General features: G+C 73.7%; 11 protein-coding genes. All 11 read right to left on the bottom strand.

Annotation, left to right across the window (positions count from 1 at the left end):
* Nucleotides 1–182 precede the first annotated feature (182 nt).
* The 11 genes from ftsY to AC1C2W_RS05220 all read right to left on the bottom strand — a co-directional run bounded on the left by ftsY (nucleotide 183) and on the right by AC1C2W_RS05220 (nucleotide 12,842).
* Nucleotides 183–1,343: a signal recognition particle-docking protein FtsY gene (gene ftsY / locus AC1C2W_RS05270; protein ID WP_495412564.1), complete on the bottom strand. Its 1,161-nt coding sequence runs from the start codon at nucleotides 1,341–1,343 to the stop codon at nucleotides 183–185.
* A 48-nt stretch (nucleotides 1,344–1,391) separates the two neighbouring features.
* Nucleotides 1,392–1,724 carry a hypothetical protein gene (locus AC1C2W_RS05265; RefSeq protein ID WP_495390257.1) on the bottom strand — a complete coding sequence of 111 codons (333 nt, stop codon included), beginning with the start codon at nucleotides 1,722–1,724 and terminating at the stop codon, nucleotides 1,392–1,394.
* Between the two features lie 4 nt (nucleotides 1,725–1,728).
* Entirely contained in the window at nucleotides 1,729–5,337 is a 3,609-nt protein-coding gene (smc, locus tag AC1C2W_RS05260) for a chromosome segregation protein SMC (RefSeq protein ID WP_495412563.1), read from the bottom strand.
* Nucleotides 5,338–5,396: 59 nt separating this feature from the next.
* Nucleotides 5,397–5,876 carry a nucleoside-diphosphate kinase gene (gene ndk / locus AC1C2W_RS05255; protein ID WP_495390255.1) on the bottom strand — a complete coding sequence of 160 codons (480 nt, stop codon included), beginning with the start codon at nucleotides 5,874–5,876 and terminating at the stop codon, nucleotides 5,397–5,399.
* Nucleotides 5,877–5,931: 55 nt separating this feature from the next.
* Complete coding sequence (locus tag AC1C2W_RS05250) at nucleotides 5,932–6,372, bottom strand: DUF4233 domain-containing protein (RefSeq protein WP_495390254.1); 441 nt, start codon at nucleotides 6,370–6,372, stop codon at nucleotides 5,932–5,934.
* Entirely contained in the window at nucleotides 6,369–8,060 is a 1,692-nt protein-coding gene (locus tag AC1C2W_RS05245) for an MDR family MFS transporter (protein ID WP_495390253.1), read from the bottom strand. The genes AC1C2W_RS05250 and AC1C2W_RS05245 overlap by 4 nt, the downstream gene beginning before the upstream one ends.
* Before the next feature lie 87 nt (nucleotides 8,061–8,147).
* Nucleotides 8,148–8,762 carry a TetR/AcrR family transcriptional regulator gene (locus AC1C2W_RS05240; protein WP_495412562.1) on the bottom strand — a complete coding sequence of 205 codons (615 nt, stop codon included), beginning with the start codon at nucleotides 8,760–8,762 and terminating at the stop codon, nucleotides 8,148–8,150.
* Nucleotides 8,763–8,819: 57 nt separating this feature from the next.
* The gene (gene dhaM, locus AC1C2W_RS05235; protein WP_495412561.1) at nucleotides 8,820–9,515 is read right to left on the bottom strand and encodes a dihydroxyacetone kinase phosphoryl donor subunit DhaM; all 696 of its coding nucleotides are present in this window, start codon (nucleotides 9,513–9,515) and stop codon (nucleotides 8,820–8,822) included.
* Nucleotides 9,512–10,219: a dihydroxyacetone kinase subunit DhaL gene (gene dhaL, locus AC1C2W_RS05230; RefSeq protein WP_495390250.1), complete on the bottom strand. Its 708-nt coding sequence runs from the start codon at nucleotides 10,217–10,219 to the stop codon at nucleotides 9,512–9,514. Before dhaL ends, dhaM begins: the two co-directional genes overlap by 4 nt.
* Before the next feature lie 42 nt (nucleotides 10,220–10,261).
* The gene (gene dhaK / locus AC1C2W_RS05225) at nucleotides 10,262–11,257 is read right to left on the bottom strand and encodes a dihydroxyacetone kinase subunit DhaK (RefSeq protein WP_495412560.1); all 996 of its coding nucleotides are present in this window, start codon (nucleotides 11,255–11,257) and stop codon (nucleotides 10,262–10,264) included.
* A 148-nt stretch (nucleotides 11,258–11,405) separates the two neighbouring features.
* The gene (locus tag AC1C2W_RS05220) at nucleotides 11,406–12,842 is read right to left on the bottom strand and encodes a bifunctional folylpolyglutamate synthase/dihydrofolate synthase (RefSeq protein WP_495412559.1); all 1,437 of its coding nucleotides are present in this window, start codon (nucleotides 12,840–12,842) and stop codon (nucleotides 11,406–11,408) included.
* Nucleotides 12,843–12,873 lie beyond the last annotated feature (31 nt).

The raw sequence follows: 12,873 nt of genomic DNA, 5'->3' as shown, positions 1-12,873 counted from the left end.
CCTGGACCGTTCTCGTGTGACGCGGGTGTGACAAACCCCCGCCACGCGTAAACGTTGCGTGACGGGGGCCGGTCGACGGGCCTTGCGAAGAGCCTCAGCCGATCCATCTGTCGGCCGAGCCTGCGGTTCCGCTTGGGGCGGGCGCCTCGTACCTCGGCCCCACCCTGCGCTGCACCTCCGCCTCAGCCGAGCAGGCCGTCGACGAACTCCTCCGGGTCGAACGGCGCCAGGTCGTCCGGGCCCTCCCCCAGGCCGACGAGCTTCACGGGGACGCCCAGCTCGCGCTGCACGGCGACGACGATGCCGCCCTTGGCGGTGCCGTCGAGCTTGGTCAGCACGATGCCGGTGACGCCCGCGACCTCGCCGAAGACGCGCGCCTGGTTGAGCCCGTTCTGCCCGGTGGTGGCGTCGAGCACGAGGAGCACCTCGGCGAGCGGCGCCTCGCGCGTGATGACGCGCGTGATCTTGCCGAGCTCGTCCATGAGCCCCGCCTTGTTCTGCAGGCGGCCGGCGGTGTCGACGAGCACGACGTCGGTCCCCTCGGCGCTGCCCCGCTTCACGGCGTCGAACGCGACGGCGGCCGGGTCGGCCCCGTCCCGGTCGGCGCGGACGGTCTCGACGCCCACGCGGGCGCCCCACGTCTGCAGCTGGTCGGCGGCCGCCGCGCGGAACGTGTCGGCGGCGCCGAGCACCACGGTCTTGTGCTCCGCGACGAGCACGCGCGCCAGCTTGCCCACCGTCGTCGTCTTGCCCGTGCCGTTGACGCCCACGACGAGCACCACCGCCGGGAGGCGCGTGCCGTCCTCGCCGACCGGGCCGGTCGTGGCCAGCTCGCGGTCGAAGGACGGGTCGACGACCTTGAGCAGCTCCTCGCGCAGGAGGTCGCGCACCGCCTTCGGGTCACGCACCCCGAGCACGCGCACGCGGGTGCGCAGGGCATCGAGGAGCTCCTCGGCCGGGCCGGCGCCGATGTCGGCGAGCAGCAGCGTCTCCTCGAGCTCCTCCCAGTCGTCCTCGGTGAGGTGGTCGCGCGAGAGCACGCTGAGCAGCCGCGCCCCGAGCGGCGACCCGGAGCGGGCGAGCCGGTCGCGCAGGCGCACCATGCGGCCGGACACCGGCTCGGGGGTCTCGAGCGCGGGCGGGGCGGACGGCGCGGGCGGCTCGGCGACGGGCGGGGCGCCGGCCTCACCGGCGGCCACGTCGACGGTCTCCGCCTCGGGCGGCGCCGCGGCGCCGGCGCCGCGCCGCCGGCGCGACCGCGGGACGAGCAGGGCGGCGGCGCCGCCCACGACGACGATGACGATGACGCCGAGCAGGATCCAGAGCCAGAGCAGATCATTCACGCGCACAGTCTCCCAGAACCGAGCGACCTGCCCCGGACCGCCCGCACGTCACTCCGGCTTGCGGACCGTACCCACGTGCCAGGAGCTGCGCGCCTGCAGGCGGGCGCGGTGCAGGGCGTCCGTGAGCTCCTCGGGGTCCACGTAGCCGGGCGCGTCCTCGATGGTCGCGGCGAAGAACTCGTCCATGCCGGTCTCCATGGGGGCGGGCGTCCGGGCGCGTCTGCCGCGGCCGCGCAGCCCGGAACGGAAGTCACGCAGGAAGCGGCCGAGGCCAGGCGCCTCGTCGTCCTGACCCTCACGACGCTCCATGACGTTGGCCACGAGAAACACCACCGCGGCGAGCACGAGGGACCCGAGGACCCAGAGGACGAACGTGAGCATGGCCTTAGTCTCCCAGCGCGTCGGCGGTCTCGCGCATCCGCTGGGAGATGACGGTCGTCACACCGTCGCCGCGCATCGTTACGCCGTACAGCGCGTCCGCGACCTCCATCGTGCGCTTCTGGTGGGTGATGACTATGAGCTGGGAGTCCACCTGGAGCTCGCGGAAGATCTCGAGCAGCCGCCCCAGGTTGACGTCGTCCAGGGCGGCCTCGACCTCGTCCATCACGTAGAACGGGCTCGGGCGCGCCTTGAAGATCGACACGAGGAACGCGACCGCCGTCAGCGAGCGCTCCCCGCCCGACAGCAGGGACAGCCGCTTGACCTTCTTGCCCGCGGGCCGGGCCTCGACCTCGATGCCGGTGGTGAGCAGGTCGGCCGGCTCGGTGAGCACGAGCCGCCCCTCGCCGCCCGGGAAGAGCCGGCCGAAGACCCGCTCGAACTGCTCCGCCGTGTCGCGGAACGCCTCGGCGAACACCTGCTGCACGCGCTCGTCGATCTCCTCGACGATGTGCAGCAGGTCCTGGCGCGACTTCTTCAGGTCGGCAAGCTGCGTGGTGAGGAACTGGTGCCGCTCCTCGAGCGCCGCGAACTCCTCCAGCGCGAGCGGGTTCACCGCCCCGATCCGGGCCAGTGCCCGCTCCGCCGTCCGCAGCCGCTTCTCCTGCTCGGCACGCACATAGGGGATCTCGCTGGTGGTTTCGACAGGCTCAACCGACGACCCCGGATCCTGATCCTGTCGAAGGGCGACGGGCTCGACCAGCGGAATCATGCGGTGCGGGCCGAACTCCTCGACGAGCGAGTCCGGGTCGCTGCCCACCTCGTCGACGGCCCTCGCCCGCAGCTGCTCCAGCCGCGCCTGCTGCTGGGCTCGCGCCACCTCGTCGCGGTGCGCGACGTCGGTGAGGTCGCGTAGCGCTCCCGCGAGCCGGTCGGCGTCGGCCCTTACGGTGTCCAGCTCCTGCTGGCGCGCCGAGCGCGCCTCGTCGGCGGCGGCCCGCTCCGCCTGCGCCCGCTCGATCGAGCGGGCGAGGACGGCGAGCGCCTCGCCGGCGTCGTCGCGCACGGTCGCCGCTGTCCGCGCCTCGGCCGCGCGCCGCACCGCCCGCCGCTCGGCCTTCTCGCGCGCGGCCCGCTCCTGCTCGGCTGCGCGCGCGAGGCCCTGGGCGCGGCCCGAGACGGCCCGCGCCCGCTCCTCGCTGGTGCGCAGCTCCAGCCGGGCCTCGGTTTCCGTCCCCCGCGCCGCGGTGGCCGCCGCCTGCGCCTCGTCCCGCGCGGCCTGCGCCGTGGTCACCTGCTCCTCGGACTGGGCCGGCTCGGCCTCCGCGACCTCGAGGCGACGGGTCAGCTCGGCCAGCTCCGCCTCGTCGGCCTCCCGGCGCTCCGCCGCCTGGGCAAGGGTCGCCCGGTGCCGCCCCGCCTCCGCCAGCGCGGAGCGGTGCGCTGCGCCGAGGGTGCCGAGCTGCTCCGCCACCGCGGCCAGCGCCGCGTCGGACTCGTGCAGCTGCGCGAGGGTCCCGTCGTACGCGGCCTGGGCGGACTCGAGGCGCTCGCGCGCCCCGACCAGCTCGAAGCGGCAGCGCTCGCCGCGCGCCGTCGCGTCGTCGAGGCCGGTTCGCGCCTCGTCGAGGGCGGAGGTGAGGTGCAGCACGCTCGGAGCCGCCGCGGAGCCTCCCCACGCCCGCGACGTGCCGAGCAGGTCGCCGGCCCGCGTCACGGCCACCACGGCGGGTACGTCGTGCACGAGGGCGCGCGCCTGGGCGAGGTCGTCGACGACGACCACGTCCCGCAGGAGCGCGCGCAGCGGCGCAGCGGCGGGGCCGGCCACGCTCACGACGTCGACCGCCCGGCGTGCGCCGTCGGGCAGGTCGACGACCGCGGTGGTCTCGACGGGCTCGACCGACGACGCCGCGCCCACGACGAGACCCGCGCGCCCGGCGTCCTCGTCCCGCAACCGGCGCAGCGCGTCGACGGCCGCGTCCAGGTCGCGCACCGCGACGGTGTCCGCGACCGGGCCGAGCGCCGCCGTGACGGCGTCCTCGAAGCCCGCCTCGACACCGACCAGCGCCGCCACCGAGCCGAGCACTCCGGGCAGATCGCCGGCGAGCAGCGCGCCGGCGCCGTCCTTGCGGTCGAGGCTGAGCTCCAGCGCCTCCACGCGGGCGCTCCAGGTGGCACGGTCGCGCTCGGCCTCGGCGGCACGTGCGTCGAGGTCCTGCACGGCCTCCTGCGCCTCCGCGACGGCCGCCGTCGCCGACTCGTGCCGGGCGTCCAGGTCCTCCTCGCCCTCCTCGGCGCCCACGACCTGAACCTCCAGCGCGCCGAACTCGCGCGCGGCCTCCCCGGCCCGGCGCTCGGCCTCCTGGAGGACGGCCTGCGCCCGCTCCAGCTCGGCGTCGGCGGCCTCGACCCGGCTCCGGCGCGCGGCCACCTGCCCGAACAGCCGGGCCAGCCCCTCGCGCCGGTCGGCGGCGCCGCGATGCAGCGTCGCGAGCTCGCGCTCCGCGGCGTCGGCGGCCTTCTCCGCGTCCGTGCGGGCGCCCACCGCCCGCTCCAGCGTCGCCCGGGCGCGCGCGACCTCACGGTGGAGCTCCGCCTCCGTGACACGCGCCCGCTCCGCCTGCGCGTCGAGATCCGCCGGGTCCTGCCCGCGGTGCTCCGGCTCGGCCGCGCCGAGCAGGCGCACCCGCTCGTCGGCCAGGGTCGCCAGGCCGCGCAGCCGCTCGCGCAGCGCGCTCAGCGCGTGGAAGGCGTCCGACGAGCGGCTCGCCTCCGCCACCGCACCGGACGCCGCGACCTCGAGGCGCACGACGTGCTCCCGCGCGCGGGTCAGCGCCTGCTCCGTCTCCTGCTGCCGCTCGCGCAGCACAGCCTCGTCCGCCCGCTCCTGGCTCATCTGCGCCGTGAGCCGGGCCAGGTCGTCGGCCAGCAGGCGGGACCGCGCGTCGCGCAGGTCCACCTGGACCGTGCGCGCCTTGCGGGCCGCCTCGGCCTGCCGGCCCAGCGGGCCGAGCTGGCGGCGCAGCTCCGCGGTCAGGTCGGTGAGACGGGCCAGGTTGCCCTGCATCGCTTCGAGCTTGCGGAGCGCCTTCTCCTTGCGCTTGCGGTGCTTGAGGACGCCGGCGGCCTCCTCGATGAAGCCGCGTCGGTCATCGGGGGTGGCGCGCAGCACCGCGTCGAGCTGGCCCTGCCCGACGACGACGTGCATCTCGCGGCCGATGCCGGAGTCGCTCAGCAGCTCCTGGATGTCCAGCAACCGGCAGGAGCTGCCGTTGATCGCGTACTCGGAGCCACCGCTGCGGAACAACGTGCGGGAGATCGTGACCTCGGTGTACTCGATGGGCAGCGCGCCGTCGGTGTTGTCGATCGTGAGCGCCACCTCGGCCCGGCCGAGCGGCGGGCGGCCGGAGGTCCCCGCGAAGATGACGTCCTCCATCTTGCCGCCGCGCAGCGACTTGACCCCCTGCTCGCCCATCACCCAGGCGAGCGCGTCGACGACGTTCGACTTGCCCGACCCGTTGGGCCCGACCACGCAGGTGATGCCCGGCTCGAGGTTCAGCGTCGTCGCCGAGGCGAACGACTTGAAGCCTCGGAGCGTGAGGGTCTTGAGGTGCACCCGGCGAGCGTAACCGCCGGGGGGCCGCAATCCGCGGAACTCCGCCGGTCCCGCCCGGATCAGAGTCCGGGGAACCAGAGCCCGATCTCGCGGGTGGCCGACTCGGGCGCGTCGGAGCCGTGCACCAGGTTCTGCTGCACCCTCAGCCCCCAGTCGCGACCGAGGTCGCCCCGGATGGTGCCCGGAGCGGCGTCCGTCGGGTTGGTCGCGCCCGCGAGGGAGCGGAAGCCGGGGATGACGCCCTGCCCCTCGGCGACGACGGCGAGCGTCGGGCCGGAGAGCATGAAGTCGACGAGCGGCTGGTAGAAGGGCTTGCCCTCGTGCTCGGCGTAGTGCGCGGCCAGGAGCTCGGTGGTGGCCTGCTTGAGCTCCACGGCGACGAGCGTGTACCCCTTGGCCTCGATGCGCCGCAGCACCTCGCCGGACAGCCCGCGGCGCACGCCGTCGGGCTTGACGAGCACCAGGGTGCGCTCGACGGCGTCGGTCCGTTCGGGGGTGGTGGGCTCGGCGGGCAGGGCGGTGTCTGCGACGTCGGTCATGGCAGGAAGCCTATCGGCGCGCGACCCGTGCCCCGTCCCACGGCCCGACGGGACCTCAGAGGTTCGGAGCCGTCTCCGGGTGCTGCGCGTCGTACTCGGCGCGCTCCCTGTCGATCCGCCCGCCGAGGCGCATCGAGATCACCCACATGACGACGAAGATCACACCGACGACGAACATCATCGGCAGCAGGAGCCCCATGGCGAGCACCGGGACCTGCACGACCGTCCCCGCGTAGTAGCCCACCGACGTGCCGACGATCCGGGACATCACCAGCAGCACCACGAACAGCACGCCGATGACGGTCCACAGGGCTACCGGGGACTCGATGACCAGGGGACCGCGCTCGTAGCCGGAGTTCCGCAGCCCGTAGAGGGCGACGCCGGCGAACAGCACCACGAAGGCCTCCAGCTGCAGCATCATCGACGTGAACTGCACCTTGGCGGGCTTGCGGGGCTTGATGCGGTCCCCCTGGCGGGGACGGTCGTCCTTGCTCACGACCCCACGATATCCGCGCGCTCGCGGGTGCCGGGACCGTCGTCGTCGCCCACGGCCTCCGCCGGCACCGCCTCGGCCGGGCTCGCGGCGGCGCCGTCGGCCTCGCCGCGCGCCTTCGCCGGGTCCTCGACCGCCTCGCCGCGCGCCACCATGCCGGCGACGTCGGACAGCTTGATCACGGGCAGGAAGATCGCGAGCGCCAGGCCGACCGCCACGAGCGGCACCAGGTACCAGAACGACGGCGCCAACGAGTCGGCGTACGCGTCGATCACGCCCGACTTGAAGGGCTCGGGCAGCTGCTGCACCGCGGCCGGCGTGAGGCTGGCCTCGGACCCGGCTCCCCCACCGGGTGCCCCGGCGAAGACGCCCTGCAGGTTGTCCGTGAGACGCGTGGTGAAGATCGTGGTGAACAGGGCGGAGCCCACCGCCGCACCGATCTCACGGAAGAAGTTGTTCGCGCTGGTCGCGGTGCCGAGCTCGTGCGGGTCCACGGCGTTCTGCACGGCGAGCACGATGGTCTGCATCACCAGGCCCATGCCGGCGCCGAGGGTGAAGATCATCGCGCCGAACAGCCACATGGACATGTCGCCCGACAGGGTCGTCAGCCAGACCATCGCCAGGCCCACGACGACCAGGCCCGCGACCGGGTACATCTTGTACCGGCCGGTCTTGGAGATCGCGATACCCGACACGATGGAGGTGAGCATCATGCCCGCCATCATCGGCAGCATCAGCCAGCCGGACTCGGTGACGCCGGCGCCCGTGGACATCTGCAGGAACGTGGGGATCATCGCCATGGCCGAGAACATGCCCATGCCGAGCACCAGGCCGATGAGCGTGGTGATGGTGAAGGTGCGGTTCTTGAACAGGCGCAGCGGGATCAGCGGCTCGGCGGCTCGTGTCTCGGCCATGATGAAGGCCACGACGGCGACCAGCGTCAGGACGGCGAGCCCGCTCAGGCGCCAGTTCCCCCAGTCGTAGCCGCTCGAGGAGAGCGACTCCCAGCTCGTGAGCAGCACGATGCCCATGGTCGCGACCGCCATGGTGACGATGCCGGGCCAGTCCACGGGGCGCGACGAGCGGTGCGACGGGAGCTTGAGGGCGAACCATGCGATCGCGAACGCGGCGATGCCGATCGGGATGTTGAGCCAGAAGGTCCAGCGCCAGCCCGGACCCTCGGTGAGCCAGCCGCCGAGCAGCGGGCCGAGCACGGCGGAGATGCCGAAGAGCGCACCGAGCGGCCCCATGTACTTGCCGCGCTCGGACGCGGGCACGATGTCGGCGATGATCGACTGCGACAGGATCATCAGCCCGCCGCCGCCGAGGCCCTGCACGGCGCGCCAGATGACGAGCTCGGGCATGCTCTGCGCGAAACCGGCCCCCAACGAGGCCAGCGTGAACAGGCCGATCGCGACGAGGAACGGCCAGCGCCGCCCGTACAGGTCACCGAACTTGCCGTACAACGGCATGCCGATGGCGACGGCGAGGATGTAGGCCGTGATGACCCACCCCTGGTGCTCGACGCCGTTGAGCTCGCCGACGATCGTGGGCATCGCGGTGCCGACGATCGTCTGGTCGAGGGAGGACAGGAACATCGACGCCATCAGGGCGCCGAAGATCAACCAGACGGTGCGCTGCGTCAGGACGACGAGCGGCTTGTCCGGCGCGGCAGGAGCGGCATGGCTCATGAGGACACCTCGGATCGGTGGCGCTCGGGGCGCCGGGGACTGACGGGCTGGGGGCGTGCGACGCGGGTGCCTGGTAGCACCCGGGCGTCACGCCGTGAGGATGGCGGCCAGCTGGCCGACGACGTGCGGCACGTGGTCGCCCACGTCGCCGTCGTGACCTGCGCGGCCCCAGTCGTCCATCGCGGCTCGCGTGAGGACGAAGACGACCATGGCGCACATCTCGGGGTCGGCCGGCAGAGGAACCGCCTCGTGCCGCCGCTCGAACAGGGCGACGATCTGGGTCTTGTGCCGCTCGAACCAGGCGAAGTGCCGGCCGAGCAGACGCGGTTCGAGCTGCAGGATCTCGAGCACCTGCTCACCGTGGTGCTGTCCCGGTCCGGCGAAGGCCTCGAGCAGCGAGCGCACCAGCACCTCGAGGTCCGCCACGAGACGGCCGGAGGGGCCGCCCGCCGCGAAGGCCTCACGGACCTCGGGGGTGAGCTCGAACGACCCCTGGCCGAGCACCGCGTCGTCCTTCGACTCGAAGTAGTTGAAGAACGTGCGCGGGGAGATCTGTGCGGCTTCCGCGATCTCCTCCACCGTCACCGCGTCGAGGCCCCGTTCGAGCACGAGGCGCTGGGCGGCGTCGACGATCGCGTCGGTGCGAGCGCGCTTCTTGCGCTCACGCAGGCCGAGATCGCCGGCACCAGAGGGGGGAGTCACGAGATAATGATGCATCAGCTGCAATTTTGCACCAAGTGCAAAATACTGTGAGGGTGATCACATCTCGCCGAACCCGCCCTCGATCAGACCGACGATCGTCGCGACCGCGTCCCGCGCGTCGGCGCCACGCGCCGCCACCTCGACCTCTGTGCCGGCCGCGGTACCCAGGGACATCAGCCGCAGCACGCTGGTGGCGTCCACGCCCTGGAGCGTCACGGGGCCTTGGAACGCCGCCGCGGCGCGGGCCACCACCGCCGCGGGCCGCGCGTGCAGGCCGAGCGGGTTGCGGATCACGACCCGCGCCGTCACCGCGTCACCGCCACCGTTACCGCCACCTGCTGGGGCCGCGGCGGCGGCGGCGGGCGACACCGCCGGCGCGCCCGCCCCCTCGGCCGCGGCCAGCACGGCGCCCAGGCCCTCCCCCTGCTGCGCAGCGACGGCGGCCGCCACCGCGCCCTCGACGAACGGCGCGGACGCCAGCCGCACCCGGGCGGCCAGGTCGTCGTCCAGCTCCAGCGCCGTCTCGACGGTCAGCACTGCGGACCCCAGGTCGGCCAGCACCACCACGCCGTCGGACCCGGGCAGCACGCGGCCGAGCGCCTCCTGCACCACCTCCAGCGAGGTGCCCAGGCCGCCGTCCCCGTCGCCGGCCCCGCAGACCACGAGGACGTCGGGGGCCATCTCGCCGGCCAGCTCGGCCGCCCCCTCAGCGAGCTTCTCCGAGTGGGAGACCAGCAGCAGCCCGACGCTCACGCCGAACCCGCTCCCGGCTTCTCGGCCGATTCGTCGGGCGCGTCACCAGCGTCGGGCGCGTCACCAGCGTCGAGGGCGGCGTCCAGCGCCGCCCTGAGAAGCAGCGCCGTCGACCGCGCGCCCGGGTCCTCGTGGCCCGCGCTCCGCTCCCCCAGGTAGGACGCCCGGCCCTTGGTCGCCACCATCGGGATCGTGCCCGTCGCTCCGGCGTCCGCCGCCTCGGCCGCTACCCGTAGCACCTCGACGGGGCCGCTGCCCGCGTCGGCGGCGGCAGTCGCCGCCTCGACCGCGGGCGCGAGCGCGTCGACCATCGTCTTCTCCCCGACCACGGCCTTGCCGCGGGAGGTCACGCCCTCGAGCGCGGCGTCGAGCAGGACGACGACCCCGGACTCGTCGATGGTCGGGCGCGCCGAGCGCTTCGCCGCCCGCAGGAACGCCGTCCCGTAGAGCGGACCCGACGCGCCGCCGACCTTGGACATCAAGGTGGTGGCGACGAGCATGAGCACGTCGCCCACGTTGGAGCGTTCCGCGGCCGTCGGCTCGTCGAGCTTGACGAGGACGGCCTGGAAGCCGCGGTGCAGGTTCTCCCCGTGATCACCGTCCCCGATCTGCCGGTCGAGCTCGGTCAGCTCGCCCTTCGCCTCCGCGACGACGTCGGCAGTACGCCGTACCCAACGCTCCGCCCATGCCACGTCGAGCCCCATGACCGCCTGCCTCCTCGAGTCGGGGCGCCCCCAGGACGCCCGTCACCAGCGCAACGCCGCCGTGCGCACCGGCGCGTCCCACAGCTCCCGCAGCTCGTCGTCCAGCCGCAGCAGCGTGATCGACGCGCCCTGCATCTCCAGCGACGTCACGTAATTGCCGACGAGCGACCGGGAGACGGTGACACCGCGCTCCGCGAGCAGCCCGCGCGCTCGACCATAGACGACGTACAGCTCCGACAGCGGAGTCCCGCCCATCCCGTTGACGAACAGCAGCACGTCCTCGCCGCCCGCGAGCCCGAGGTCGTCGCCCACCGGGTCGAGCAGGCTCCGCGTGATATCGGCGGCGCCGGTGAACGGGACCCGGCGGCGACCCGGCTCGCCGTGGATGCCGATGCCGATCTCGACCTCGTTGTCCGGCAGGTCGAAGGAGGGCTTGCCCACGTGGGGCACGGTGCACGCGGAGAGCGCGACCCCCATGGTGCGCACGTTCGCCACCACCCGGCCGGCCACCTCCGTCACCGCGCCGAGGTCGTCGCCGCGGGCTGCGGCGGCCCCCGCGATCTTCTCGACACATACGGTGCCGGCCACACCGCGCCGGCCCGCCGTGTACAGCGAGTCCTCGACCGCGACGTCGTCGTTGACCAGGATGGACGTGACCTGCGAGCCCTCCGCCTCGACCAGCTCCACCGCGGTCTCGAAGTTGAGCACGTCGCCCGTGTAGTTCTTCACGATCGCGAGCACGCCGGCGCCGGTGTCCGAGGCCAGGACCGCGGGCACGATCTGGTCCGGGGTGGGCGACGTGAAGACCGCGCCGGGCACGGCGGCATCGAGCATCCCGTCGCCGACGAACCCCGCGTGCAGCGGCTCGTGTCCCGATCCGCCACCGCTGACGAGTCCGACCTTGCCCGGCACGGGGCCGCCCGCACGGGACACGTACAGGGGCGCCCTGTGCACCTGCACCAGGTCGGCGTGCGCCAGCCCGAACCCCGTGATCGAGTCGGTCACCGCATCGGCGGGATCGTCGAGCAGCTTCTTCATGGCGGTGCCTCCTCGGTCGCAGCGCGTCGCGGGTCGCCTCGGCGCGTCGCGGCGACGCTCCCGTGGCGTGCCCCCATCCAACACCCGCCGCCGGCGCCCTGCAGCATCCGGCGGCACTCAGACCGGGCGATCGTCCGGGCCCGAAGCGTCAGCCGCGCCCGAGGAGAATCCGGGTGTCGGCCACCGTGATGACCGAACCCGTGACCAGCACCCCGCGACCCGCGCCCACGCCCACCCGGTCGCCGCGCTCGGCCAGGTCGGCGGCCACCTGCAGCGCCTCGTCGAGGCGCGTCGTCGTGTGTACCCGGTCCTCGCCGAAGATCTCGCGTGCCAGCTCGGCCAGCTCCTCGGGGTCGGCCGACCGGTCCGAGGAGTTCCGCGTCAGCACGATCTCGGCGAGCGTCGGCTCGAGCGTGGACAGCATGCCCTCCGCGTCCTTGTCCGCCATGACCGCCACCACCCCGACGAGCTGCGAGAGCTCGAACGCCTCCTCGAGCGCCTCCACCAGCGCCTGCGCGCCGTGCGGGTTGTGCGCGGCGTCGACGATCACGGTGGGGCTGGACCGGACGACCTCGAGCCGTCCCGGCACCGTGACGTCCGCGAACGCCACCTCCACGACGCCGCCGTCCAGGGCGCGGCCGCCCAGCAGGGCCTCGACGGCAACGAGCGCCAGCAGCGCGTTGTGGGCCTGGTGCTCTCCGTGCAGCGGCACGAGCACCTCGGTGTACAACCCGGCCGGCGTCTGCAGGTCCACGAGCTGGCCGCCCACCGCGACGTGCCGCGCGGCCACGGCGAGGTCCACGCCCTCGCGCAGCAGGTGCGCCGATACCTCGGCGGCGCGCTCGCGCAGGATCTCGTCGACCACGGGCTGCTGCTCGGCGCTGACCACCGTGGCCCGCTCCTTGATGATGCCGACCTTCTCCGTCGCGATCGCGGCCAGGGTCGAGCCGAGCCAGCGCTCGTGGTCGATGCCCACCGGGGTCAGCACGGCGACCTCGCCGTCCACGACGTTGGTCGAGTCCCAGCGCCCGCCCATGCCGACCTCGATCACGGCGACGTCCACGGGCGCGTCCGCGAAGGCCGCGATCGCCATCACCGTGAGCACCTCGAAGAAGCTCAGGCGCGGGCCGTCGGCCTCCTGGGACTCGCGGTCGGCCACCCCGATGTAGGGGGCGACGTCCTCCCACACCTCGACGAACCGGGCCGCGCTGAGCGGCTCCCCGTCCACCTGGATCCGCTCGGTGACGCTCGTCAGGTGCGGCGACGTGAAGAGGCCGGTGCGCAGCCCGTGCTCGCGCACCAGGCGCTCCGTCATGCGCGCCGTCGAGGACTTGCCGTTCGTGCCCGTCAGGTGGACGGCGCGGAACGAGAGCTGCGGGTCGCCCAGCAGCTCCAGCACGCGCTGGACTCGTCCCAGGGTCGGGTCGATGTCGTGCTCCGGCGCGCGCGACATGATCTCGGCGTAGACCTCGCGCAGCAGCTCCTGCGCGACGGCGTCCTCCGCTGCGTGGCGGGCGGCCTTGCGCTCCTCGGCACCGGCCTTGCGCGCGGCGGACGAGGGCTTGTTCTCAGCGTCGGGGGTCACCCCCCGAGGATAGGCGCTCGGCGTCCCCGGT

The sequence above is a fragment of the Isoptericola sp. Y581 genome, assembly GCF_059445475.1.
This window is presented reverse-complemented; position numbering and strand designations above follow the sequence as displayed.